The 23,450-nt window shown below is 68.9% G+C and carries 23 protein-coding genes; 15 read left to right on the top strand and 8 right to left on the bottom strand.

The window, feature by feature from the left end; translation table 11 throughout:
* Window positions 1–70 precede the first annotated feature (70 nt).
* Window positions 71–193 (bottom strand): hypothetical protein, encoded by a 123-nt coding sequence (locus tag ABZY89_RS09040; protein WP_355226458.1) that lies wholly within the window; start codon window positions 191–193, stop codon window positions 71–73.
* A gap of 167 nt (window positions 194–360) precedes the next feature.
* On the opposite strand from ABZY89_RS09040, the gene ABZY89_RS09035 reads away from it, so the two are divergent.
* Window positions 361–957 (top strand): nitroreductase family protein, encoded by a 597-nt coding sequence (locus tag ABZY89_RS09035; RefSeq protein WP_355226457.1) that lies wholly within the window; start codon window positions 361–363, stop codon window positions 955–957.
* 9 nt (window positions 958–966) lie between these two features.
* Here ABZY89_RS09035 and ABZY89_RS09030 read toward each other — a convergent pair whose 3' ends face one another.
* Entirely contained in the window at window positions 967–1,860 is an 894-nt protein-coding gene (locus ABZY89_RS09030) for an SDR family NAD(P)-dependent oxidoreductase (protein WP_355226455.1), read from the bottom strand.
* A 135-nt stretch (window positions 1,861–1,995) separates the two neighbouring features.
* Here ABZY89_RS09030 and ABZY89_RS09025 point away from each other — a divergent pair, with 135 nt between their 5' ends.
* Window positions 1,996–2,424 carry a peptidoglycan-binding domain-containing protein gene (locus ABZY89_RS09025; RefSeq protein ID WP_355226453.1) on the top strand — a complete coding sequence of 143 codons (429 nt, stop codon included), beginning with the start codon at window positions 1,996–1,998 and terminating at the stop codon, window positions 2,422–2,424.
* Between the two features lie 19 nt (window positions 2,425–2,443).
* On the opposite strand, the gene ABZY89_RS09020 is transcribed toward ABZY89_RS09025, so the two are convergent.
* A complete protein-coding gene (locus tag ABZY89_RS09020) occupies window positions 2,444–2,974 on the bottom strand; it encodes a dihydrofolate reductase family protein (RefSeq protein ID WP_355226451.1) in 531 nt (176 codons plus the stop codon).
* Window positions 2,971–3,639 carry a dihydrofolate reductase family protein gene (locus ABZY89_RS09015; protein ID WP_355226449.1) on the bottom strand — a complete coding sequence of 223 codons (669 nt, stop codon included), beginning with the start codon at window positions 3,637–3,639 and terminating at the stop codon, window positions 2,971–2,973. Before ABZY89_RS09015 ends, ABZY89_RS09020 begins: the two co-directional genes overlap by 4 nt.
* 108 nt (window positions 3,640–3,747) lie before the next feature.
* Between ABZY89_RS09015 and ABZY89_RS09010 the strand changes: the two genes are divergently transcribed.
* Window positions 3,748–4,236: a helix-turn-helix domain-containing protein gene (locus tag ABZY89_RS09010; RefSeq protein WP_355226448.1), complete on the top strand. Its 489-nt coding sequence runs from the start codon at window positions 3,748–3,750 to the stop codon at window positions 4,234–4,236.
* A gap of 9 nt (window positions 4,237–4,245) precedes the next feature.
* Here ABZY89_RS09010 and ABZY89_RS09005 read toward each other — a convergent pair whose 3' ends face one another.
* Window positions 4,246–5,394, bottom strand: a complete 1,149-nt coding sequence (locus ABZY89_RS09005; protein WP_355226446.1) for a GTPase — start codon at window positions 5,392–5,394, stop codon at window positions 4,246–4,248.
* A 96-nt stretch (window positions 5,395–5,490) separates the two neighbouring features.
* On the opposite strand from ABZY89_RS09005, the gene ABZY89_RS09000 reads away from it, so the two are divergent.
* The 4 genes from ABZY89_RS09000 to ABZY89_RS08985 are packed head-to-tail and all read left to right on the top strand — an operon-like array spanning window position 5,491 to window position 10,144.
* Window positions 5,491–6,786, top strand: a complete 1,296-nt coding sequence (locus tag ABZY89_RS09000; RefSeq protein WP_355226445.1) for a C39 family peptidase — start codon at window positions 5,491–5,493, stop codon at window positions 6,784–6,786.
* A gap of 52 nt (window positions 6,787–6,838) precedes the next feature.
* The gene (locus ABZY89_RS08995) at window positions 6,839–8,143 is read left to right on the top strand and encodes a M20/M25/M40 family metallo-hydrolase (RefSeq protein WP_355226444.1); all 1,305 of its coding nucleotides are present in this window, start codon (window positions 6,839–6,841) and stop codon (window positions 8,141–8,143) included.
* Entirely contained in the window at window positions 8,140–9,579 is a 1,440-nt protein-coding gene (locus ABZY89_RS08990) for an MFS transporter (RefSeq protein ID WP_355226443.1), read from the top strand. The genes ABZY89_RS08995 and ABZY89_RS08990 overlap by 4 nt, the downstream gene beginning before the upstream one ends.
* 25 nt (window positions 9,580–9,604) lie before the next feature.
* A complete protein-coding gene (locus tag ABZY89_RS08985; RefSeq protein WP_355226442.1) occupies window positions 9,605–10,144 on the top strand; it encodes a DUF1992 domain-containing protein in 540 nt (179 codons plus the stop codon).
* 68 nt (window positions 10,145–10,212) lie between these two features.
* Here the strand turns inward: ABZY89_RS08985 and ABZY89_RS08980 are convergent, their stop codons facing one another.
* Entirely contained in the window at window positions 10,213–11,175 is a 963-nt protein-coding gene (locus tag ABZY89_RS08980) for a helix-turn-helix domain-containing protein (RefSeq protein WP_355226440.1), read from the bottom strand.
* A gap of 70 nt (window positions 11,176–11,245) precedes the next feature.
* Here ABZY89_RS08980 and ABZY89_RS08975 point away from each other — a divergent pair, with 70 nt between their 5' ends.
* From ABZY89_RS08975 to ABZY89_RS08940, 8 genes are all read left to right on the top strand, one after another.
* Window positions 11,246–11,380, top strand: a complete 135-nt coding sequence (locus ABZY89_RS08975; RefSeq protein WP_350718664.1) for a hypothetical protein — start codon at window positions 11,246–11,248, stop codon at window positions 11,378–11,380.
* Window positions 11,381–11,437: 57 nt separating this feature from the next.
* Window positions 11,438–12,523, top strand: a complete 1,086-nt coding sequence (locus ABZY89_RS08970; RefSeq protein ID WP_355226438.1) for a CoA ester lyase — start codon at window positions 11,438–11,440, stop codon at window positions 12,521–12,523.
* 1 nt (window position 12,524) lies between these two features.
* Window positions 12,525–13,388 (top strand): CoA ester lyase, encoded by an 864-nt coding sequence (locus tag ABZY89_RS08965; protein ID WP_355226436.1) that lies wholly within the window; start codon window positions 12,525–12,527, stop codon window positions 13,386–13,388.
* 252 nt (window positions 13,389–13,640) lie between these two features.
* On the top strand, window positions 13,641–14,618 hold the full coding sequence (locus ABZY89_RS08960) for a hypothetical protein (RefSeq protein WP_355226434.1): 978 nt from the start codon (window positions 13,641–13,643) through the stop codon (window positions 14,616–14,618).
* 265 nt (window positions 14,619–14,883) lie between these two features.
* Window positions 14,884–16,167, top strand: coding sequence for a choice-of-anchor P family protein (locus ABZY89_RS08955; protein WP_355226432.1), 1,284 nt, complete (start codon window positions 14,884–14,886; stop codon window positions 16,165–16,167).
* Between the two features lie 182 nt (window positions 16,168–16,349).
* Window positions 16,350–19,706, top strand: coding sequence for a (Fe-S)-binding protein (locus ABZY89_RS08950; protein WP_355226430.1), 3,357 nt, complete (start codon window positions 16,350–16,352; stop codon window positions 19,704–19,706).
* Between the two features lie 210 nt (window positions 19,707–19,916).
* Window positions 19,917–20,498: a toxin-antitoxin system HicB family antitoxin gene (locus tag ABZY89_RS08945; RefSeq protein WP_355226428.1), complete on the top strand. Its 582-nt coding sequence runs from the start codon at window positions 19,917–19,919 to the stop codon at window positions 20,496–20,498.
* Between the two features lie 73 nt (window positions 20,499–20,571).
* Window positions 20,572–21,333, top strand: a complete 762-nt coding sequence (locus ABZY89_RS08940; RefSeq protein ID WP_355226426.1) for a DUF4097 family beta strand repeat-containing protein — start codon at window positions 20,572–20,574, stop codon at window positions 21,331–21,333.
* Window positions 21,334–21,349: 16 nt separating this feature from the next.
* On the opposite strand, the gene ABZY89_RS08935 is transcribed toward ABZY89_RS08940, so the two are convergent.
* Together ABZY89_RS08935 and ABZY89_RS08930 are read right to left on the bottom strand one after the other, a co-directional pair.
* A complete protein-coding gene (locus ABZY89_RS08935) occupies window positions 21,350–21,631 on the bottom strand; it encodes a hypothetical protein (RefSeq protein ID WP_355226425.1) in 282 nt (93 codons plus the stop codon).
* 10 nt (window positions 21,632–21,641) lie between these two features.
* On the bottom strand, window positions 21,642–23,372 hold the full coding sequence (locus ABZY89_RS08930) for a sodium:solute symporter family protein (protein ID WP_355226579.1): 1,731 nt from the start codon (window positions 23,370–23,372) through the stop codon (window positions 21,642–21,644).
* Window positions 23,373–23,450 lie beyond the last annotated feature (78 nt).

The raw sequence follows: 23,450 nt of genomic DNA, 5'->3' as shown, positions 1-23,450 counted from the left end.
AGCAACGCCGAGCGGGATCTCTCCTGCTCGGCGTTTGCCCCGGTCCTGACTGCCGGTCCGCGGCCGCATCTCAGCGAGCGCGGTTGCGTCGCGTCTGACGAGCCTCGGTGGCCCGCTGGCGCTTGGCCAGGTCCTTCTGGATCTGCTGGCGGCGGTACTTGACCTCTGCTTCGTAACCTACGGTGGTGTACATCTCGATCTCCTGCTGAGTTTGTCCTGCTGGGATGTCCTGCTGACATCGAGAAGACTCCTCCGCTGAGGTAGGCACCCGAATCGGTCGCGCGCCCTACTTACCGACCCGGGCGCCTTACTTTCCGACCTAGGGCAGGCGCTCCGCGCCTTAGACGGGACACTGGGCCTATGGAGTTCTCCGAGGTCGTACGTCGCCGCAAGATGGTCCGCAACTACACCAGCGATCCGGTGGACCCGGCCGTGATCGACAAGATCCTGCACAACGCCACCCGGGCGCCGTCGGCCGGCTTCTCACAGGGCTGGGGGTTCCTCGTCCTCGACACCCCTGAGGACGTACGCCGCTACTGGGAGGCGACAGCCGACGTGGATAACCCAGACACGTGGCTGACCGGGATGATGCAGGCCCCGGTGATCGTGATCCCCTGCTCCTCCAAGGCGGCCTACCTCGACCGCTACGCACAGCCCGACAAGGGCTGGACCGACCGCGACGAGGCCCACTGGCCGATGCCGTTCTGGCACATGGACACCGCGATGGCGACCATGCTGATCCTGCAGACGGTGGTCGACGAGGGCCTCGGCGCCCTCTACTTCGGCATCCCGCCCGAGTCCGACGCCGCGGTCCGCAAGGCGTTCGACATCCCCGACGCCTTCGACCCGATCGGTGCCGTCACCATCGGCCACCCCGCGTCCGGTGGCGCCAAGGGCTCCCCCACCCGCCGCAAGCGCACCCCGCTCGAGGACGTCGTCCACCGCGGCCGCTGGTGACGCCGCCGGTCAGTCCGCGATCCGCGCCGCTCCGCGTGCGGCCGCAGAGTCCGGCGTACGCAGGTGGGAGACGGCCATCGCGAGATCGGCCAGCCGCGGGGTGACGATGTTGAGGACCTCGAAGACCGAGCCGAAGGCGCCGTCGACCGTCACCGGCCGGTCCTCGAGCGCGCGGACGACGCGCTCGGCGCACTCCTCGGGGCTCTCGCCGCGACCCTCGTACTCAGCGGTCGGGGCGATCATCGGCGTCCGCACGATCGCGACGCGCATGTTGGTGCAGGTGACGTTCTCGAAGTAGGCCTCGCGGCTCAGGATCCGGCCGAACACGTCGAGCGCCGACTTCGCGGCGATGTAGGCGGCGAACTTCGGCGCCTTGATCTGGTTGCCCCAGGTGACGATGTTGACCACGTGGCCGAACCGCTGGGCGCGCATCGCCGGCAGCAGGCCCATCGTCAGCCGGACCGCACCGAAGTAGTTCACAGCCATCATCCGCTCGAAGTCGTGGAAGCGGTCGTGAGTCAGCTCCAGCGACCGCCTGATCGACCGGCCCGCGTTGTTGACCAGGTAGTCGACCGCCCCGTGCTCGGCGAGCAACTGCTCCACCAGCGCGTCGATCGAGGCACCGTCGGCCATGTCGACGAGGTAGGTCGACGCCCTTCCGCCGCTCTCCTCGATGGTCTTCCGCACCCGCTCGAGCTCCTCGGCCCGGCGGGCGGCGAGGAGCACGTGCGCGCCCCGTCGAGCCGCGGCGTACGACGTCGCCTCACCGATCCCGGAGCTGGCGCCGGTGACGAGCACCGTGCGGCCCGCGAGAGGGCCGGGAGCACCGGTCACGGCCCGGATCGTGCGCGCCACCCGTGCGCGCGGCGTCTGCAGGAGCGGAAGCGAGAACAGGCTGACCACTCCCGCACCTTAGCGACCTCGACCCGGATTCGTTTCCGCGAATTCGTTGGGTGCCGTCCCGGGTATGAGGCATTTAGCGTGACGCGTCGAGATGTCGGCCCGAGCCGGCACCACCGCACGATCCCAGGAGAGAACATGTCAACCACCAGCATCGTCCCGCGTACGTGGAAGCGGCGGATCGCCGGGATCGTCTCCGCGACCCTCATCGCGATCACCGGCGCAGCCGTCACCGGTCTTGCGGCCCCGACCCCGGCCCACGCCGCGACCTGCACGTCGTACAACTACTCCTACGGCGGCAACGGCACGTGTGTCAGCTACATCCAGACGCTGCTCAACTGGCAGCCCGGCATCGACCTGGCGGTCGACGGAGCGTACGGCAACCTGACGCGGCAGGCCGTGGTCGCGCGTCAGACCTCGTGGCGCTACTGGGACTCCTCGGTGGTGGTGGACGGCATCGTCGGCCCCAGGACCTGGGCCTACCTGTGCTCGCCGTACTACTACGGCACCGGTCCGGCGCAGTCCTACCCCTTCGCCGTCGCTCGCGCGGCCGGTTGCCGGGTCTGAGACCGCTGACCCCAGGACGTCACGGGCGCACCGGCGCGTAGCGGAGGTCGACCTCCAGGTGCGGATCGTCGCCGATGAGGTTGTGCAGCCGGATCGGCTCGCCGCCGGGGTTGTCGTAGAGGCGGATGCCGTCGCCCAGGAGGACCGGCGCGATGTGCAGGTCGATCTGGTCGATCAGGCCGCGTTCGAGGAGCTGGCGGCCGATGTCGGCGGAGTGGACCTCGACGTTCTTCCCGTCGGCCGCGCCGATCGCGATCCGCAGCGCCTCGCCGACGTCGCAGCTGAGAAAGGTGACGTGCTCCTGCGGCCGGGCGTCCTCGGGATGGTGGGTCAGGATGAAGACCGGTCCCTGCCAGTCCCCGTACGGCATCGCGTCGGGGTAGGCGTCGTGACCGTTGCGCCCGCCCAGGACGGCGCCGAGCTGCGAGGAGTACGCCTCCGCGACCCCGGGCGGGCCCGTGACGCCCTTCAACCACGCCATCCCCGGCTCGTGGGCGTCGACGAACCCGTCCAGCGACATGGAGAAGTGCCACAGCACCTTCCCGCTCATCGGGCCGCAGCCGTCCGGTCGAAGGTGACGTGGGTGACGCCGCTCGGCGTGGTGGTCGAGGCCACCTCGTAGCCGTCCTCCAGCGCCTCCAACCCGTCCCACAGCCGTACGCCACGGCCCAGGATGATCGGGACGACGACGACGTGCAGGTGGTCCACGAGACCGGCTGCCAGGAAGTCCCGGAGCGAGGACGGGCCGCCGCCGATGCGTACGTCCTGACCGGCGGCCGCCTCCTTCGCCTCGGCCAGCACCTCCTCGATGGGCGCGTTGCGGAAGTGGAAGACGGTGCCGCCCTTCATCTCGATCGACTCGCGGGGCTGGTGGGTCAGCACATAGGTGGGAGTGTGGAACGGGGGCTCCTCGCCCCACCAGCCGGTCCAGTCGGCGTCGTCCTGCCATCCCGGAGGGCCGAACTTGCCGGCGCCCATGATCTCGGCGCCGATGCCCTCCCAGGAGCGGGCGGCGAAGGCGTCGTCGGGATCGGCGGCCGGGTCGACCTCCATCCGCTCCCGGTGGCCGGTCGCGCTCTGAAAGGTCCTGGTCGGGAAGAACCACTCCATCAGCCGCATGCCGGCGTGGCCGAACGGCGCCTCCAGGCTCTGGCCGTCGCCGGTGGCGAAGCCGTCCAGCGAGATGCCGATGGTGTGAGCGCGTACGAGTGACATGTCCGTCTCCCTCGAATCAGAGTGATTGCACTTTGCAATCACTGGCGTCGAGAGTAGACTTCCCGATTGCAGATTGCAACCACTATTTCCGAGTGCGGGAGACACCGAGTGAGCGAGCCCAGATCGGGGTGCCCGATCAACGCAGCCGTGGAGGTCTTCGGAGACCCCTGGTCGGTGATCGTGCTGCGTGACGTCATGTTCGGGAACCGTCGCCACTTCCGCGAGCTGCTCGGCAGCTCCGAGGAGGGCATCGCCTCCAACATCCTCAGCAGCCGGCTCAAGAAGCTCGTTGACGGCGGCCTGCTCACCAAGGAGGAGGCCGGCCGCGGCCAGAAGGCCGCCTACGCGCTGACCGAGGCAGGCATCCAGACGCTGCCGATCATGGTCGCGCTCGGCAATTGGGGGCTCGCCCACCGCGACGGCACCCGGCAGCTCCGGGTCCGGGCGGAGCTGCTGCGCGATGCCGGCCCCGAGATGGTGGAGTCGTTCATGGACGAGCTGCGCGAGCTCCACCTGGGGACGCCGCGGCCCGACCCTGATGCTCCGCGGGCGAGCGAGCAGCTCGCCGCGGCGTACGAGGCGGCCATGGCGGAGTGAGCCGAGGCCTCACTTCTCCTTGCCGTGGAGCTTCAGCCGCGAGATCTGGTTCTTCAGCTCGTCGAGGAAGAGCGTCCTGATGCTCTCGGTGTCCAGGGCGCCGTTGACCCCGCGCAGCTTGCCCTCGCCGAGCTTGACGCAGACGGCCGACCAGGCGGCGCCGATCGCGCCGGTGAAGCCCGCCGCGACGGTGGCGTTGATCGCCCCACCGCCGACGGTGCCGAACCCGGGGATCATCTTGAGCAGGTTGCCGGCCACGGTGCGGCCGGCCTGGGTGGCGGCCGCGGTGGCCGCGATCGAGGCCATCGCGGCCTTGTCCACCTCGATGCCGTAGATCGCCGAGATGCGCGCCATCATCCCGAGCTGGATCGGCACCAGGACGACCGCGTCGGAGAACGGGATCGGGGTCGCTCCGGCCGCCCCGGCCGCGGTCGCGGCGCCCGCGATCACGGTGTTCGCCTGCTCCTGCTTACGCTTGAGATCCACCCTCTGCGCCGCGGTGAGGGCCTCCTCGACCCCTGCAGGCGCGCATCGAAAGGTGGCATCAACGAGTTCCTGCAGCCCGTGGACCTGCTGGCCGGAGAAGTCGTCGGCCTTGGCGTTGGTCAGGTAGACCCGCGCCCCGTGCACGGGCAGGCCCCGCGCGTCGATCTGCTGGGCGAACTCGACCGCGTCCGGGTGGAAGGCACCGGTCGGCGAGGTCGGCACCTGGGTCATCACCAGCACCACCGGCAGCCCCAGGTCGGCGAGCTTCTGGATGAACGCGGCCTCGGTGTCCTCGAAGCGGCGATCGGCGAAACGTACGGCGTACCAGGCGACGTGGATCTGCTCGGACTGCGGCTTGCGGCGCCGCTCCTGGATCAGCTTGGCGAGATCCTTGATCACCCGGTCGCCCTCGACGCCGATCTCCAGGCCCTGGGTGTCGAGCAGCCCGAAGAACCCGCTGGTGTGCAGGTAGAGCGTCGACTCCTTCGTCACCGGCTCGCCGATCCCGGTCTTCGCCACCTCCGCCCCGAACACGGCGTTGACCAGCGTCGACTTGCCGACCCCGGTCTTGCCGAAGACGGCGAGGTTGAACCGGCCGATCTCCTTGGCCGACTCGGAATACCTCTTGTGGAACTCGTCCTTGAACCAGCCGTCGGATGCGAAGTTGTTCACGTCGACCAAGGATGCCAGCCCGCAGCGAAGTTTCCGGGGAGTCGGACATCTGAATTGTCATGGCCGGGGCCTCGGAGGAGGAATAGCGTGCCGGGCATGAGCCCACGGTCCCGCCTCGCGTACGTTGCCGCCCTCGCCGCCGCAGTCGTCCTGGTCGCGCCCACGACTCCGGTCCACGCGGCCGAGCCTGGGACCCAGCCCACCAATATCACCCTCACCCGGTGGAACAGCCTCGAAGACTTCGCGAAGGGCAGGTCGAGCAACCTGCGCCCCGACCGGCACGGCACCCTCCGGATCGGCCGCGGCAGCGAGACGACGACCTACGCCGACCCGTTCGGCGACGGCACGGCCAAGACCTACGAGTACGGCACCTGGACCTCGCCCGTGGTGAAGACCGGCTACCCGATCGACGAGTCGGTCACCTCGTGGGACGTCGACACCCCGACCGGCACCTGGGCCGAGATCCGGTTCCGCGGGCGGAAGGCGGACGGCACCTGGACGAAGTGGTTCGTGATGGGTCGCTGGACGGCCGGCGACGACTTCGCGGCCGGCGACATCCACCGCACCTCCGTCGAAGGACAGAGCGACACCGACGCGGCGCTCTACACCGACACGTACGTCGCCCGGACCGGCAAGGAGCCCGAGGCGTTCCAGACCAGGGTCACCCTGCTGCGCCCCGAGGGCGCGACAGTCTCCCCCAGCCTGCGGACGGTCTCGACGCTGACCAACGAATACCTGCCAGACTCCGCCTACCCCGGCACCAGCACGCCGACCCTCGACGACGCGGTCGACCTCCGTGTCCCGCCGTTCAGCCAGAACATCCACCGCGGCGAATACCCGGAGTTCGGTGGCGGCGGCCAGGTCTGGTGCTCACCGACCTCGACGACGATGGTGCAGTACCACTGGGGTCACGAGGTCCCTGCGAGCGAGCTGGCGGGCATCGAGGCCCCCAACGGCGACCCGCAGGTCGCCTACGCCGCGATCAACACCTGGGACTACGCCTACGAGGGCGCGGGCAACTGGCCGTTCAACACCGCCTACGCCGGCCGCTGGGGCCTGGACGGGGCCGTGACCCGACTGCGTTCGCTGGCCGAGGCCGAGACCCTGGTGGCGGCCGGCTTCCCGCTGGTCGTCTCCGCCAGCTGGGAGCTCGAGGAGATGCCGGAGTCGGGCTACGGCACCGACGGACACCTGCTGGTCATCGGCGGCTTCACCGCCGAGGGCGACCCGATCGTCTACGACCCCAACCACTCCTCCAACGACGAGGTGCGCAACGTATACACCCGCGAGAACTTCGAGCGGGTCTGGCAGACCTCGACCGACGGGATCACCTACGTCATCCACCCGCGCGACGTGCGGCTGCCCGGCGCGCAGAAGGCTACAAACTGGTGACGGAGACGCCACCACGGTGATCCACGCCACCGTCGCCGACTAGGTTGCGGCCATGACACTCGATGCCGTCGCCGCTCTTCAGGCCGCACTTCGAGCCCCGACCGTCAACGACGGCTCCGGCGCAGAGACCCAGGCATTCGAGCAGCTCCACGAGGCGCTGCGCGAGCACTTCCCGCTGCTGCACGCGACCCTCAACCTCACTCCGGTCGGCGAGCACGGGCTCCTCTTCCGCTGGCCCGGCGCCTCGGCAGAGAAGCCGGTCGTGCTGATGGCCCACCAGGACGTCGTCCCGATCGCAGGCGTTTGGACCCACGACCCGTTCGGCGGCGAGATCGTCGACGGGGTCATCCACGGGCGCGGCACCCTCGACGACAAGGGCCAACTGGTGGCGATCTGCGCCGCGGTCGAGGGGCTGCTCACGGACGGGTTCGAGCCTGCGTACGACGTCTGGTTGTCGTTCGGCTCCGACGAGGAGACCACCGGCGCGGCCGCGCGGGCGGCCGTCGAGGAGCTCCGCGACCAGGGGGTCGAGCCGTGGTTCGTGCTCGACGAGGGCGGCGCGGTCGCCTTCGACGCCTTCCCGGGCGTCACCGCGCCGATCGGGGTCGTCGGCGTCGCCGAGAAGGGCACCACCGACGTACGCCTCAAGGTGACCGGCGACGGCGGCCACTCCTCCACCCCACGCCAGAACGGTCCTACCGCGCGGCTGGCCCGCGCGATCACCCGGCTCGACCGCATGTCGATGCCGGTCCGGCTGCCGGCGCCGACGGTCGAGATGTTCGAACAGATCGCGCCGTACGCGACCAAGCCCCTGCGACCCGTGCTGGCCAACGCCGGCCGGCTGGCACCTGCGCTGGCCCGGCTGCTGACCCGGCTGGGGCCCGAGCCCGCTGCCCTGGTGCGCACCACCGTCGCAATCACGACGCTCGAGGGCAGCCCGGCGGCCAACGTCATCGCCTCGGCCGCCTCGGCCGGGGTCAACCTGCGGATCATGGTCGGCGAGACGGTCGCCGAGGTCGTCGAGCGGCTGCGTGCCGCGATCGGCGACAAGCAGGTCGAGATCGAGGTCGTCCGGGCGGGTGAGCCGTCGCCGGTCTCCCCTCGCGACGAGGCGTTCTCCCTGGTCACCGACTCCATCGCAGAGATCTTCCCGGAGGCCGTGCCGGCTCCCTACACGGTCATGGCCGCGACCGACTCGCGCTTCTTCTACGAGATCAGCGACCGGGTCTACCGGTTCGCGCCGTTTCGGATGACCGCCGCCCAGCGCGCCACCATCCACGCCGCCGACGAGAACATCAGGGTCGATGACTACCTCGACGGGATCCGCTTCTACCGAAGGTTGATCGAGTCACTGTGACCACCGAAAGTCAGCGCACCGGCGTCCAGAAGGCCGCCCGCGGAATCTGGGTGATCGTCGGCTTCCTGGTGGCCGTCGAGTTCGCCAGCGGCATCCTGCAGGGCTACTACACCCCGATCTTCTCCGATCTCGCCGACCATCTCGGCGTCTCCGACGCCGACCTCAACTGGCTCGAGGCCGGGCAGCTCATCGTCTCCGCGCTGTGCGTGCCGCCGCTCGCCCGGCTCGGCGACCTGATCGGCCACAAGAAGGTGCTGCTGCTGGCGACCGGCATCACCGCGCTCGCCACCTGGTGGACCGTGGTCGCTCCCGACTTCGGCTCGTTCCTCGTCGCCTGGTCGATCCAGGGCGCCTACGTCATCTGGCTGCCGCTCGAGGTCGCCATCGTCCACAAGCGCACCGGGGGCGACACCGCCCTGACCCGCCGGGCCGCCGGTGTCCTGGTCGGCGCGCTGCAGCTCTCGGTGATCATCGGCGCGATCGCCGCCGGCGCCCTCGTCGGCATCCTCCCGATGTGGGCGATCCTCTCCTTCCCGGCCGTCGCCGTGACCGCCGTCTTCGTCGTCATCGCCGTGGGCATAGAGCCCGACTCCGGCACCAGCGGCGGCGCCTTCGACTGGCTCGGGCTGACGGTGCTGACCCTCGTGCTCGGCCTGGTCATGGCCGGCCTGGTCGGCGTACGCGTTCTCGGGGCCGGGTCTCTCGTCGCCTGGGCCCTCGTGGTCCTGGGGCTGCTCACGCTGATCCCGTTCTGGCGCATCGAGACCGCGCTGGACGATGCCGGCGGGCGCGAGCCGCTGATCGACGTACGTCTGCTGGTCTCGCGCGGACAGTGGCCGATCCAGCTGACCGCGTTCCTGTTCGGCATGTCGGTGCTGGGAGCGCAGGTCCCGCTGTCGACCTTCGCGCGCACCGATCCCGCCGACGCCGGCTTCGGACTGGGCGCGGACGCGGCGTTCGTGTCGCTGCTGATCGCGGAGTACGTCATCGCGATGGCGATCTCCGCCTTCACCCTGCCGCTGTGGGCGCGGTTCCTCGGCCCGGTCCGAGCCCAGGCGGTCGCCTGCTTCCTGGTCGCCACGGGCTATCTGATGTGGCTCCCGTTCCATGACTCCACCGGCCAGGGACTCCTCAACATGGCCGTCGTCGGGCTCGGCTCGGGAGCCCTGGTCGCCTCGCTGCCGGCGGCCGCCGCCGCGGCCGCGCCGTCCTCCCGCACCGCGTTCGCGACCGGCATGACCAACGCCACCAAGACCGTCGGCGGGGCCATCGCCTCCGCGGTCTTCGCGATCGCGCTCGCCGCGGACGGATCCATCGCCGGCGAGGCGCACGCGCCGCTCTCGGGCTACCTCACGGTGTGGGCGGTGTGCGGCATCACCGCTCTCGTCGCCGGGCTGCTGCTCCTGCTGCCCCGCCGCACAACCAGCGCTCGGTAAACTTTCCCGCGCTGGAGGTGATCACATGCCCACGAGCGAGGACCGGCCCGAGGAGCGCCCTGAGACGCAGGCGCCCCCTCTCTCCGACACTGCAAGCAAGGCGGCGGCCGCTGCCCGGATCGAGAACCAGACCAAGTGGGTCGACCTCCAGGTGCAGCAGTCGATCCAGCGCGGCGACTTCGACGACCTGCCCGGCGCCGGCAAGCCGATCAAGAACCTCGACCGCGACCACGATCCCGACTGGTGGGTCAAGCAGCTCGTCGAACGCGAGCAGATCGTGGTGCTCCCCCGATCCGTCCAGCTCCGCAAGGACGACGCCGAGCTCGACGACCTCCTCGACACCCAGACCACCGAGGACGGCGCTCGCAGGATCGTCGAGGAGTTCAACGAGCGGGTCATTGCGGCCCGCTACGGCGCACCCGAGGGCCCGCCGCTGATCACCATGCCCCGCGACGTCGACGCCACGCTCGACGCCTGGCGAGAGCGCCGCGCAGCCCGAGTGGCCGCCGCCAAGGACGTACGCACCCGACAGCCCCGAAAGCGCCCCTGGTGGCGCCGCCCCTGAGCAACCCCCGAGAGGTCGATTTCTGACGGTGAATGGACCACTCGACGTCAGAAATCGACGCTTCGACGTCAGATTCTGACCTCTCGGCGGTGCGAGAACCGCTGCCGGTAGCGGGCTGGGGTCACGCCTACCTCCGTGGTGAACCCGGCCCGGAAGGTCACCGGTGAGTAGTAGCCGGACTCGTGGCTGATCCGCTCGATCGGCAGGTCGGTGGTCTCCAGGAGAGTCTTGGCGACCGCGATGCGCTCGGCGGTGACCCAGCGCATCGGGGTGGTGGCGAGGTCGCGCTCGAAGCGCCGGGCGAGGGTGCGCGGGGAGACCGCGGCGGCCGCCGCCAGACGCTCGAGAGTGATGTCCTCGTGCAGGTTGGCCCGGAGCCAGGTACGCAGCTCGTCGAGCCAGTGGGCCTGCTCGGTGAGCGGGTCGGCCGCGACGTACTGTGCCTGGTCGCCGTCGCGGTGCGAGGCGATGACCAGGTTGCGGGCGATGGTGTTGGCGGCGTGCTGGCCGTGGTCGGTGCGGATCAGGTGGAGGCACAGGTCCAGCCCGGCGGCAGAGCCGGCGCTGGTCAGCACGCCGTCGTCGACGTAGATCGCCCGCGGGTCGAGGTCGACCTGCGGGAACGTACGCCGGAACAGCTCCGCCCATCGCCAGTGGGTCGTGGCGCGGCGACCGTCGAGCAGCCCGGCTTCGGCCAGGGCGAAGGCACCGGTGCACAGCGAGACCATCCGGGCTCCGCCTGCGGCGGCCCGGCGCAGCTCTCGGATCAAGGTCTGACTGATCGGGTCGCCCGGCCGGATCGCCGGCACCAGCACCGTTCCGAACTCAGCCAGCGCTGCCATCGGCTGCTGTGGCGTCAGCCGCGGCCCACCGTGGACGCGCACCCCACGCAGGTCACCGCACAGCACCACGTCGTACAGGGGGCTGGCGTCGTGGTCCCAGTCGTAGCCGAGCGCCTCGAGCGGCATCCCGATCTCGAACAGGGTCATCCCGTCGACGATCGGGATGGCGATGGACGGCTTTGCAGGCATGGCAAGAATCTATCACTCTTAGTCAATCCTGCCACTCCTGCAGAGGGCTCCACGAGAGCACTCTGGAGTCATGACCAACTACAAGAAGAACCCCAGCAAGGTCCGCAGCACCGTCCGCTCCGTCCTCGCCGGCTTCGACGCCGGCGCCCGGATCCGTCACGGAGCCCAGGTTCCGAAGGACCATCCCTCGCGACGCCGGTCGTGATCGTTACAAGCCGAGACGCCTACCGGCCGGTAACCCCCGGCCGTTAGGGTGACCGACATGAGTCACAAGAGCCCCAAGGACTTCTTCGCACCGTTGGCGGTGGGCGCTCCCGCACCCCTGCGGGAGATCCCGGCGCGGCCGAGTCGCGCGATCCACTTCTTCGACCCGTCGAACCCGAAGATGGCGGCCAAGGTGCCCGCCATGGTCGGCACCGTCGACGTACTCCTCGGCAACCTGGAGGACGCCGTCAAGGCCGACAACAAGGTCGCCGCGCGCGAGGGTCTGGTGAAGATCGCCTCCGAGACTGACTTCGGCAAGACCCAGCTGTGGACCCGGATCAACTCGCTCGACTCCCCATGGGTGCTCGACGACCTGGTCACCCTGGTCACCGAGATCGGCGACAAGCTCGACGTCGTGATGGTGCCGAAGGTGCAGGGCCCCGAGGACATCCATTACGTGGACCGGCTGCTCGCGCAGCTCGAGGCCAAGGGCGGCGTACAGAAGCCGATCCTCATCCACGCCATCCTCGAGACCGCGCGCGGCGTGGCCAACGTCGAGGAGATCGCGCTCGCCTCCCCGCGCATGCAGGGCATCAGCCTCGGCCCGGCCGACCTCGCGGCCGACCGCAAGATGAAGACCACCCGCGTCGGCGGCGGCCACCCGGGCTACCTGGTCCGCCAGGACCCGGTCACTGGGCCTGATGGAGGGCCTGACATCCACGGCACCCGCACGGTCTTCCAGCAGGACCTGTGGCACTACACGATCGCGAAGATGGTCGACGCCTGCGCCGCGGCGGGGATCTACCCCTACTACGGTCCGTTCGGCGACATCACCGACGTGGTGGCGGCCGAGGACCAGTTCCGCAACGCGTTCCTGCTCGGCTGCGTCGGCACCTGGAGCCTGCACCCCAAGCAGATCGAGATCGCCAACCGCGTCTTCTCCCCCAGCGTCGAGGACATCAAGCACGCGCGTCGCGTGGTCGCCGCCATGGGCGACGGCACCGGCGCGGTCATGCTCGACGGCAAAATGGAGGACGACGCCAGCCTCAAGCAGTGCCTCGTGCTCGTCGACCTCGCCGAGGAGCTGGCCGCCATCGACCCGAAGCTCAAGGAGCTCTACGACGCCATCGAGATCGAGGACTGAGATGACCGAGACCACCTTCCGCCCCCTGCGCTCGGTTCTCTACATGCCGAGCTCCAACACGCGTGCCCTCGAGAAGGCCAAGACGATCACCGCCGACGCGCTGATCCTCGACCTCGAGGACGCCGTCGCCCCCGACGCCAAGCCGGAGGCGCGCGAGAACGCGGCTGCGGCGGTGACATCGGGCGAGTACGGCAACAAGTACCTCACCATCCGCATCAACGGCGCCGACACCGAGTGGCACGCCGACGACCTGGCTGCCGCCGCCAAGGCAGGACCCGACGCGATCGTCGTCCCCAAGGTCAACAGCGCCCAGCAGGTGCACGACCTCGTCGCAGCCTTCGAGAAGGCCGGCGTCCCGGAGCAGACCAAGCTCTGGGCGATGATCGAGAGCCCGTACGCCATCCTCCACGCCGAGGAGATCGCCTCCGCCTCCGAGCGGCTGACAGTGCTCGTCATGGGCACCAACGACCTGGTCAAGGAGCTGTACGTCGACCACGTCCCGGCCCGCGCCAACCTGGTCACCAGCCTCCAGCTGGCCGTGCTCGCCGCACGCGCGAGCGGCAAGGTCATCCTCGACGGCGTCTACAACAACGTGAAGGACGCCGAGGGCTACGCGGCCGAGGTCGAGCAGGGACGGATCTTCGGGTTCGACGGCAAGACCCTGATCCACCCCGCCCAGGTCGAGGGCGCCAACGCAGGCTTCGCACCCAGCGAGCAGGCGGTGGCCGACGCCAAGGGCCTCATCGAGACCTGGGAGGCGAGCGACGGTGGCGTGGTGACCTACAACGGCAAGATGGTGGAGAACCTCCACGTCGAGTCCGCGCGGCGCACACTGAGCATCGCCGAGGCCATCGCAGCGTTGTAATCCACAGGAAGATATACCCCCGGGTGTATCTTCGCCGTTACTCCCTGCGTGCATTTCGGCTTGTCAGTAACTTTTTTCTGAGAAGAAGGTGACAAGCGGTCGAGATTCTGGTTCCGTTACGTGCTGCGCGACACCACCGACACTCGCTACGCGCTCAGGAGACAGCGTCAGATGACTGAAGCGAATCGTCGGCCCGCGACGGGGGACCACTCGAACGTCCCACCCACGCCGGCTCGACACCCCGCCACACCGATGCTCCCCACGAACGACACCGCGCCCGAACCCCTCGAGATCGCCCGCCGCGCTCTCGAGGGGTTGTCGCCGGCAGACGAGTCGTGGTTCACCAATCCCAAGACGAACCCAGCCGTGGAGCGAGTGCGACCGCGTCACACGCCGTACACACCACCGCCGCAGCCCGGCACGGCGCTCGTCCTGCGACACTCCGATGCCGGCTACTCCCAGCCGCCGCGGGCCACCTACCAGCGTCCGATGCCTCCGCACGCCCAGCTGCCGCAGTACGCCTACCAGCCGAGCCCCTACACGGCACAGCAGTTCCACCCTGCCGGGCCGGTGACGTTCGCCAACCCGGCGATGCCGTCGTACGCCGCCGCACAGGTGCCGACCCGGAACGGCGTGGTCGAGGAACAGCGGATTCCGAAGAGCCGCGCCCGCAACAAGAAGGCCGTGCTGCTGCCGCTCGCCGCGATGGCGATCGCCTCGGCCGGCATCGGCGCCTTCGCCCAGGCCAACGTCGGACCGGGCCTCGAGACCACGCAGGCCAAGGCCCACGCCGGCCAGTACGACGCCGTACCCGTGGTCGACATCGCCGACCAGAAGGTCATCGACGCCCCCGGCGTGATCGCGCCGGAGAAGACGTCCCCGTTCTCCCCTGCCGCCGCAGGCACCACCTCCGGCGGCAAGCACTCCAACGGCGACTACGACGCGCCCTCCACCGCCGAGGCCTACGGCGGCGCTCACTCCTCCAGCGGGTCGGCTTCGACCCCGCGCAGCGGGGACACCTTGTCGGACAAGGACCCGGCGCCCGCTCCCGAACCGGCACCGCAGCCGGCCCCGGAGCCGGCCCCGCAACCCGAGCCGGAGCCCGAACCCGAACCGACCCCCGTGCCGGCGCAGCCGTCGCTGGGCAAGAACGTGGTCGCCCCGGTGCTCGACACGGTGACGGGCGTCATCGACGGTCTCACCGGAATCAAGCTCGACCTGACGCCGTAGTTATCGAGTGGCCCAGAACGGGGCCGTGACCTCATCCGAGGTCACGGCCCCGTTTGCGTATGCCCGGGTGGGTTACCCATGGCAAGGACGGGCCATCTAGAAATAGGACCTCCGTCCCGATAACTTCCGTGGTTTTCTCTCGTTTGAGCGATGTGCCACCCCTTAACTCGGGAGTGCGCCAGGTTCCCCCGGATCTGGCAGGTGGCACGGCCCCGTTGCGGGGATCTTGGGGGATCCCCACCGCAGAATCGGAGTCCAACCAACAATGCGAAGCATCCGTACGTTCGCGCTGTCCGCAGCCGCTGCCGCCGTCGTCGGCGCAGTTCTGGTTGTGCCGGCGCCCTCACAGGCCGCGCTGACGAACACCTCCTTCGGGATGTTCGCCGCCGGCTTCGGCACCCGCGTGACCGGTGGAAGCATCCCGGCCAACTCGGGAGACCTCGGATACCAGACGATCGGGTGCACCCGTAAGGCTGGTTACGACGTCAACAACAACACCGCCGGCGCCAAGGTGCCCGGCCTCGGCACGATCGGTGCGACCGCCACCAAGCAGCGCACCGTCAAGTCCGGCTCGACGGTCAAGTCCATCTCGGAGCACAAGATCGCCGACGTCGTGCTCGACAAGAGCCCGCTGGGCAAGGTCACCGTCGAGGGCCTCAGCTCGGTGTCCCAGGCCTGGTGGGACGGGAAGGCCTACAAGGCTGACTCCAAGGCCAAGATCGCTCACGTGGTCCTCGACCCGGCCGGCCCCGGCCAGAAGATCGACCTTCCGATCCCCGGCCGTGACAAGCCGCTCGTCATCCCGGGCATTGCCACCATCGGTCTGGGCAACACCGTCGAGAAGACCAACGCCGACGGCGCCGAGGCTTACGCCAACGGCATCTGGATCAAGCTCCACGGCACCGACTCCGAGGTCATCGTCGGTCGCTCCCGCGCCGAGATCAACGGCCAGGCGTTCTCCGGCGTCTTCTCCGGCTTCTCCAACTCCGTCGACGCCTCCGCTCTCGGCGGTGCCGTCCAGGTCGGCAAGAACCCGCTGACCAATGCCGGCTGCGCCGGCACCAAGGGCAAGCTGAAGACCAAGTCCATCGGCCACGTCCCGCTGGGCGAGGTCGGCGACGTCGTGGACGTCAAGGGCCTCACGAGCGGTCAGCGTTCGAACCAGACCAAGACCACCGCCGGGGGTTACACCTTCGGTGAGGTCGCCAACGTCAACATCGGCGACGGCGCGATCCGCATCGAGGCCATCCGTGCCCAGGCGAACGCGAACTTCGTCAAGGGCAAGGGCTCGACGACGTCCATCTCGGGCACCAAGTTCGGTGACATCTACATCGGCAAGCAGAAGGTCTCCCTCGCCCAGCTCGAATCGGCGCTCTCCCGCGTCGACATCCCCGGCCTGGCCAAGATCGAGACCAAGGTCGTCGTCGAGCGCAGCAAGAACCTGGTCGAGGTCGTCGCCCTGCGGCTGACGCTCCTCGACGCGACCGAAGGCACCAAGACGGTCGTCAACATCGGTCACGCGAAGTTCAAGGTGAACGCCAACAAGTGAGGCCTTGATCCACTGAGGCTGTCCTAAGAAACGGCCCGCGTCCTGACCAGGTCGCGGGCCGTTTCTTCATTCTGAAGTTACTCACGGGTAGTATCAACCCACCCATACGCAGTCGAGCCGACCCGAAGCATTAGGCTCGGTTCATTCCGGCAGTCCTGCCCCCTGATGAGGAGCGCCTAGGCATGTTGCAGATCATCGCCATCGTCGTGTGTCTTGCGGCAACGGTGGCCACCGCCTACCTGGTGATCAAGGCGGTCCGGTCGATGCTCGCGGTCATCAAGATCGGTACGCCGATCAGCCGCGTCGACCAGCCACTCGCCCGCACCCTGACGATGCTGAAAGAGACGGTCCTCCACACGCGCATGCTGCAGTGGACCTGGGTCGGCGTGCTCCACTGGTTCGCCTTCGCCGCGTTCCTGCTGCTCTCGACGGCGGTGGGTGCCGCGTACTTCCAGCTCTTCGATCCCGAGTGGACACTGCCGGTCATCGGCAAGCTGTTCGCCTACGAGTGGCTCGCCGAGCTCCTCGGCCTGCTCGGCGCGCTGGGCATCATCCCGCTGATCATCTACCGGGTGACCCACCTGCCCTCGAAGATGGGCCGCGGCACGCGGTTCTACGGCTCCACGCAGTGGCAGGCCTTCTTCGTCGAGGCGATGGTGCTGCTGGAGAGCGCGGCGATCCTTTTCATCCGCGGCGCGGAGTACAACCTCGCCAAGGCCCACGGCGGCGAGGTCGCCGAGCACGCCACCGCGTTCCACTTCCCGATCTCGCAGTTCTTCGGCGCGCTCTACCCCACGGGCCCCGACTCGATCCACACGCTCGAGAACGTCATCTACGCGATCGCGACCTTCAAGATCATCACGGCGCTGATCTGGCTGGCCGTCGTCTCCACCCACCTGACGATGGGTGTCGCCTGGCACCGCTTCACGGCCTGGTTCAACATCTGGTTCAAGCGCGAGCCGGGATCGCGTACGTCCACCACTGAAGGCGCGCGCCCGCTCGGCACCGCGCTCGGCGCGATCAAGCCGATGCTCATCGACGGCAAGCCGGTCACCCTCGAGGACGTCGAGGAGGACCGGATCCCCGAGGACGCCATCCTCGGTGTCGGCTCGGTCCAGGACTTCTCCTGGAAGGGCATCCTCGACTTCACCACCTGCACCGAATGTGGTCGCTGCCAGTCGCAGTGCCCCGCCTGGAACACCGAGAAGCCGCTCTCGCCCAAGCTCCTGATGATGGGCCTGCGTGAGCACGCGTACGCCGCTGCCGGTGACTCCGACCTCAAGGAGAAGCCGCTGATCGGCAAGGCCGACGGCGCCCCGGAGGGTGCCGGCGGCAACACCGAGGTCCTCGACTGGTTCTACAACCCCGAGGACGGCGGCTTCGTCATCGACGAGGACGTCCTCTGGTCCTGCACCTCCTGTGGCGCCTGCGTCCAGCAGTGCCCCGTCGACATCGAGCACGTCGACCACATCATGGACATGCGCCGCTACCAGGTGCTCGTCGAGTCCAACTTCCCCTCCGAGCTCAACGGCCTCTTCAAGGGCCTCGAGGGCAAGGGCAACCCCTGGAACATGAACGCCAACGCGCGCATGGACTGGGCCAAGGACCTGCCCTTCGACGTCAAGGAGGTCGGCAAGGACATCGAGTCGCTGGAGGAGGTCGACTGGCTGTTCTGGGTCGGCTGTGCCGGCGCCTACGAGGACCGGGCCAAGAAGACCACCCGCGCCGTGGCCGAACTGCTCGACATGGCCGGGGTCTCCTTCGGCGTACTCGGCAACGGCGAGACCTGCACCGGCGACTCCGCCCGTCGCGCCGGCAACGAGTTCGTCTTCCAGGGCCTGGCTCAGCAGAACGTCGAGACGTTCAAGGAGTTCAAGGTCAAGAAGGCCGTCACCACCTGTGCTCACTGCTTCAACACGTTGAAGAACGAGTACAAGGAGTTCGGCATCGAGCTCGAGGTCGTCCACCACACCCAGCTGCTCAACCGCCTCGTCCGCGAGGGCAAGCTGACCCCGGTCTCGGACGGCGCCGGCGCCCACAAGCGCTCGATCACCTACCACGACCCGTGCTACATCGGTCGCCACAACGGCGTCTACGAGCCGCCGCGCGAGCTCCTGCAGATCATGCCGGGTGCCGAGTACAAGGAGATGCCCCGCAACTCCGAGCGCTCCTTCTGCTGTGGTGCCGGTGGTGCCCGGATGTGGATGGAGGAGAAGATCGGGTCGCGGATCAACGAGAACCGCACCGACGAGGCCGTCGCCACCGGCGCCGACCAGATCGCCGTCGGCTGCCCGTTCTGCCGCGTCATGCTCTCCGACGGTCTGACCAAGGCCCAGGCCAACGGGGCCGCGCGCGAAGAGGTCGAGGTGCTCGACGTCGCGCAGATGCTGCTCGCGTCCGTGAAGGGCGAGCAGGCGACCAAGCTGGCCCCGGGCGAGGGCGCGAAGGTCGGTGCCGCCGCCAAGGCTGCTCCGGCAGTCGAGGAAGCCGCTCCGGCCGCCGGTGCTGCCACCGCCGCTGCGGGTTCGTCGCTCTTCGACTCCCCCGCCGAGGCCGCGGAGACCGCCGAGACCCCGAAGGCGCCGGCCGACGCGTCCTCGCTCTTCGACACCCCCGCCCCGGCCGAGCCGGCCTCGGGAGGTACGTCGGGTGGCGGATCGCTCTTCGATGCCCCCGCGCCGGCCGCTGAGCCGGAGAAGCCGGCCTTCGGTGGCTCGCTGTTCGACGACGGCGGGTCGCTCTTCGACACGCCTGCGGAGGCACCTGCTGAGGAGCCTGCCGACAAGCCGGCTGAGAAGCCTGCTGCGGATCTCGGGGCTGGTGGGTCGCTCTTCGACGTACCGGCTCAGGAGGCGGAGCCTGCTGCCGCACCCGAGGCGAAGGCAGCTCCGGCCGCTCCGGCGCCCGCCGAGGAGCCTGCTGTCGACCTCGGTGGAGGCGGCTCGCTCTTCGACATCCCGGCCGCACCGGCGCCTGAGGCGAAGGCTGCTCCGGCAGCCGAGCCCGCGGCCCCGGCTGCTCCGCCGGCCGCCGAGGAGCCGAGCATCGACCTCAGCGCGGGTGGTTCGCTCTTCGACATCCCGGCCAGCGAGCCCGCGCCTGCGGCTCCGGTCGAGGCCCCGGCTCCTGTCGCGACCACGACGGAGACCCCGGCCGCACCCGCTGCGCCTGCTGCACCGGCGGCAGGTTCGGGCGTGACCTCGGACCCGAAGACCGACGTCGACTTCGACAGCCTCGGCTCGCTCTTCGACATCGAGGCCCCGGAGGGCGCAGTCGCGGCTGCGGCTCCGGCTGCTCCCGCCCCCGCTGAGGCCGCACCCGTGGCCGAGGCTGCCCCGGAGACCGTGGTCGACGAGGCACCCGCCGCACCCGCCGAAGAAGCGGCGGTCGAGGTGGAGACGCCGGCCGAGCCGGAGCCCGAGCCCGAGAAGGCCGCCCCCGCGCCGGAGCCGAAGCCGGCACCGGCCGTGAGCGGAGAGGCGCACGCGCCACGTACGGACGTCGACATCCATGAGGCAGGGTCGCTCTTCGACCTCTGACCCACCGCGGTCCGCTGCACCAGACGATGACACCTTGTGAGTGATTCACAAGGTGTCATCGTCATTTGGCCGAGATGGCACCGGCGTACCCACTCGAACGACGTACGCGACGTCTCGGCCGACGGGGGTGACGCCTCGGCGAGGGCTCTGACGTCACGTGATGTCAAATTGGACTTGTCATGACGTCAGGATGATGTCATAGTGGTGCGTATGGACATCACGCCGTACATCGACAGCCTGCGACGGGACCTCCTGGCCGCTGCCGAGGCATCGGGGCCGGAGGCCAGGGAGACCGCGGAGCGGCTCACCTACGCCCTCGACCCGGCAGCTCGGCTGGCGGTGATGGAGGCGGTGAGCCAGGCGGCCGCGGAGATCACGGCGGAGCTGCCGACGGGCAACGTGGACGTACGTCTGCGAGGGCGCGACCTGGAGTTCGGGGTCACGCTTCCCGAGCTCGCCGAGCCGGTTCCCCCGACGCCGCCGACGCCGCCCGCGCCCCCGGCTCCTCCGACCCCGCCTGAACCGGAGGGCGACGACGCCCTCGCCCGAGTGACCCTCCGCATCCCGGAGTCGCTCAAGGCGAAGGCCGAGGAGGCTGCGGCCGAGGCCGGCCAGTCCCTCAACACCTGGCTCGTCGGCGCAGTGCGCGCGGCGACCCGCGAGAACGCGCTCAACGTCGACGTCGACCTGTCCGCGATCCCACACATCGTCAACGAGGCGATGAGCAGCCTCGATCCGTTCCGCGGGAGCAACCGCGGCAGGTCCGATCGCCGGATGACCGGCTGGCTCTGACCTGAGCTCGAGAACGACCACGGACGGCCGCCCGGCCGGTCCGGTAGATCAGCACACCCTGAGGAGCACCATCATGAGCACGTACACCTTCATGTCCACCGCCCCCGCCAAGCTGTTCGTCGAGTTCGGCAAGGGCAATCTCGAGGTCCAAGCGACCGACACCAACGAGACCGTCGTCGAGATCGACGGCGACGACGCCGAGAGTCTGGTCGTCGAGCAGAGCGGCGACACGATCAACATCATCGACCCGCACAAAGGCCCGTTCAGCCGCTCGCGGCGCTACGACATCAGCGTGACGGTCCCCGCCCGCAGCCAGCTGCGAGCCCGCACCGGGACCGCCGACATCGCCACCCAGGGCGTCCTGCGGGCAGCGTGGCTCCAGACCGGGTCGGGTGACATTCGGATCGACCGGGTCAGCGAGGAGTTCCAGGTCGAGTCCGGCTCGGGGGACGTCGAGGCGGACACCCTCGACGGGCGCGCCTCGATCAAGTCCGGATCCGGCGACATCCGGATCGGTACGGTCCACGACCTGCAGACCAAGACCGGCTCCGGCACCGTGGAGATCGACGAGGTGGAGGGCGACGTGAACCACTCGACCGGCGCGGGCGACTTCGCGATCCACTCGGTCAGCGCGGGGCGGATCTCGGTGAAGGGAGCCTCGTCCGACGTACGCATCGGGATCCCGAACGGCACCCCGGTCTGGACCGACGTCAACACGGTGACCGGCCGGTGCACCAGCACTGTCGAGAGCGCTGGCGCACCGGCCGCGGGTGAGCCCTACGTCGAGCTCCGCACCACCACCGTGAGTGGTGACATCACCCTCATCGGGCTCTGAGCCCGAGGAGGGAGGCCTACTTCTCCTTGCTGGGGTGTGGAGCGTCCGGCACGACCGGCCGGAGCACACCCCAGGCGATGAAGGCGGCCCCAACGATGAGCAGGGCGATGCCCGCCCAGAGGTTGGCGTTGGGCCCCCCGGTCTTGTCGACCTCGGGGTCGCCGAACAGGCCCATCAGCAGCAGGATGACGCCGTAGACCGCGAGCAGGGACCCGATCACGTTGCGGATGTCGAAGAGCGACAGCAGCGTGCCGAGCAGCCCCTTGTTGGTCTTGGCTGGTTTCGATTCGCTAGGCATCTCAGTCTCCTCAGAAGATCGCGTTCAGGATGGTGACCATGACCAGCGCGAGACCCGCCAGGGGCACCGGGCGCTGCCACCACGGGCGACCGGCGTCCTCGGGATCCACCAGGTCCTCCCTCGGGGTCTCGGAGTAGACCAGACCCTTCAGAGAGCCTTCCGGCTTCGGCGCGGTCACCAGCGAGACGAGCACGCTGACGATGATGTCGACGCCGAAGGCCACACCGGCAGCGACGAACGACGCACCCTGACCGGACAGCGGCAGGACGCCGACGGAAAGTCCGCCGAGCGTGCCGTCGGCGAGGATGCCGACGCCCACCGCCGCCAAGGTGCCGGAGACGAGACCCGCCCAACCGGCGGTCGCGGTCATCCGCTTCCAGAACATACCCAGGATGAACGTCGCGAACAGCGGCGCGTTGAAGAACCCGAACAGGGTCTGCAGGTAGTCCATGATGTTGGAGAAGCTGGACGCCAGGACAGCGGTGAAGATCGCGATGGCGGTCGCCGCGACGGTCGCCCAGCGGCCGAGCTTCACGTAGAAGTCGTCGGGGCGGTCCTTGATGATGTACTCCTGGATGATGTCGAAGGACACCACCGTGTTGAACGCGGAGACGTTGGCCGCCATACCGGCCATGAACGCTGCCAGCAGACCGGTGATCGCCAGGCCGAGCAGACCGTTGGGCAGCACCTCCGCCATCAGATAGAGCAGCGAGTCGTTGTAGGTCACGCCCTCACCCGAAGCACCGCCGGCGACCGACTCCCCCGCCTTCGTCTGGGCGATCTCGGTGACCAGGACTGCCGCGATCATGCCGGGAAGGATGGTGATGAACGGGATGAACATCTTCGGGAACGCACCGATGATCGGCGTCTTGCGAGCCGCGCTGATCGAGTCGGCGGCCATCGCTCGCTGGACCTCGACGAAGTTGGTCGTCCAGTAGCCGAAGGAGAGCACGAAGCCGAGACCGAACACGATGCCGACGACCGAGAGGAAGTCGGAGGAGAAGCCGGTCAGGGCGGTGCCGGGCCAGGAGTTGAGCTGGTCGGCCGCCGGCGCGATGGTGTCGGGGTTGGCGGCCGCGGCCCTCTCGATCTGCGAGGTCAGGCCGTCCCAGCCGCCCACCCGGTGGAGGCCCAGGATGGTCAGTGGCAGCAGCCCGGCGACGATCACGAAGAACTGCAGCACCTCGTTGTAGATCGCGGCCTTCAGACCACCGAGGGTGATGTAGGACAGCACGATCACCGCGGCGACGATCAGAGCCACCCACAGCGGCCAGCCGAGCAGCGCGTGCACGATGGAGCCGAGCAGGTAGAGGTTGATGCCGGCGATGAGCAGCTGCGCCACCGCGAACGAGAGCGCGTTGACCAGGTGGGCACCGGTGCCGAAACGGCGCTTCATGAACTCGGGGACCGAGCGCACCTTCGAGCCGTAGTAGAAGGGCATCATCACGACGCCCAGGAACAGCATGGCCGGGACGGCGCCGATCCAGAAGTAGTGGACGGTGGGGAGCCCGACCTGCGCCCCCGTTGCCGACATCCCCATGATCTCGACCGCGCCGAGGTTTGCTGAGATGAAGGCGAGACCGGTGACCCACGCGGGCAGGGACCTACCCGAGAGGAAGAAGTCGACCGAGCTCGACATGCCGCGGCTGGCCAGGAAGCCGATGCCGAGAACGAACGCGAAGTAGATCGCGATCAGGAGATAGTCGACCGCGTTGGCCTGGATCAGGGTGTCCGCGGCCAGGATGCTTGCTTGCATTCCGAGACCCTTCTATTTGATTGGGCGCACCAAACTTAACCACGCGTACGCCTCAAAAACACG

Origin of the sequence: Nocardioides sp. NPDC006303, assembly GCF_040613175.1 — a bacterium.
Classification (GTDB): Bacteria; Actinomycetota; Actinomycetes; order Propionibacteriales; family Nocardioidaceae; genus Nocardioides.
This window is presented reverse-complemented; position numbering and strand designations above follow the sequence as displayed.

What these genes read in the sequence shown, in the direction of transcription:
- ABZY89_RS09035 (WP_355226457.1), top strand. Translation starts at nt 361, where the DNA reads ATGGAGTTCTCCGAGGTCGTACGTCGCCGCAAGATGGTCCGCAACTAC.
- ABZY89_RS08950 (WP_355226430.1), top strand. Translation starts at nt 16,350, where the DNA reads ATGTTGCAGATCATCGCCATCGTCGTGTGTCTTGCGGCAACGGTGGCC.
- ABZY89_RS09025 (WP_355226453.1), top strand. Translation starts at nt 1,996, where the DNA reads ATGTCAACCACCAGCATCGTCCCGCGTACGTGGAAGCGGCGGATCGCC.
- ABZY89_RS08960 (WP_355226434.1), top strand. Translation starts at nt 13,641, where the DNA reads ATGCTCCCCACGAACGACACCGCGCCCGAACCCCTCGAGATCGCCCGC.
- ABZY89_RS08975 (WP_350718664.1), top strand. Translation starts at nt 11,246, where the DNA reads ATGACCAACTACAAGAAGAACCCCAGCAAGGTCCGCAGCACCGTCCGC.
- ABZY89_RS09020 (WP_355226451.1), bottom strand. Translation starts at nt 2,974, where the DNA reads ATGAGCGGGAAGGTGCTGTGGCACTTCTCCATGTCGCTGGACGGGTTC.
- ABZY89_RS08940 (WP_355226426.1), top strand. Translation starts at nt 20,572, where the DNA reads ATGAGCACGTACACCTTCATGTCCACCGCCCCCGCCAAGCTGTTCGTC.
- ABZY89_RS08985 (WP_355226442.1), top strand. Translation starts at nt 9,605, where the DNA reads ATGCCCACGAGCGAGGACCGGCCCGAGGAGCGCCCTGAGACGCAGGCG.
- ABZY89_RS08955 (WP_355226432.1), top strand. Translation starts at nt 14,884, where the DNA reads ATGCGAAGCATCCGTACGTTCGCGCTGTCCGCAGCCGCTGCCGCCGTC.
- ABZY89_RS09040 (WP_355226458.1), bottom strand. Translation starts at nt 193, where the DNA reads ATGTACACCACCGTAGGTTACGAAGCAGAGGTCAAGTACCGCCGCCAG.
- ABZY89_RS08980 (WP_355226440.1), bottom strand. Translation starts at nt 11,175, where the DNA reads ATGCCTGCAAAGCCGTCCATCGCCATCCCGATCGTCGACGGGATGACC.
- ABZY89_RS08970 (WP_355226438.1), top strand. Translation starts at nt 11,438, where the DNA reads ATGAGTCACAAGAGCCCCAAGGACTTCTTCGCACCGTTGGCGGTGGGC.
- ABZY89_RS08935 (WP_355226425.1), bottom strand. Translation starts at nt 21,631, where the DNA reads ATGCCTAGCGAATCGAAACCAGCCAAGACCAACAAGGGGCTGCTCGGC.
- ABZY89_RS08945 (WP_355226428.1), top strand. Translation starts at nt 19,917, where the DNA reads ATGGACATCACGCCGTACATCGACAGCCTGCGACGGGACCTCCTGGCC.
- ABZY89_RS08995 (WP_355226444.1), top strand. Translation starts at nt 6,839, where the DNA reads ATGACACTCGATGCCGTCGCCGCTCTTCAGGCCGCACTTCGAGCCCCG.
- ABZY89_RS09000 (WP_355226445.1), top strand. Translation starts at nt 5,491, where the DNA reads ATGAGCCCACGGTCCCGCCTCGCGTACGTTGCCGCCCTCGCCGCCGCA.
- ABZY89_RS09015 (WP_355226449.1), bottom strand. Translation starts at nt 3,639, where the DNA reads ATGTCACTCGTACGCGCTCACACCATCGGCATCTCGCTGGACGGCTTC.
- ABZY89_RS08965 (WP_355226436.1), top strand. Translation starts at nt 12,525, where the DNA reads ATGACCGAGACCACCTTCCGCCCCCTGCGCTCGGTTCTCTACATGCCG.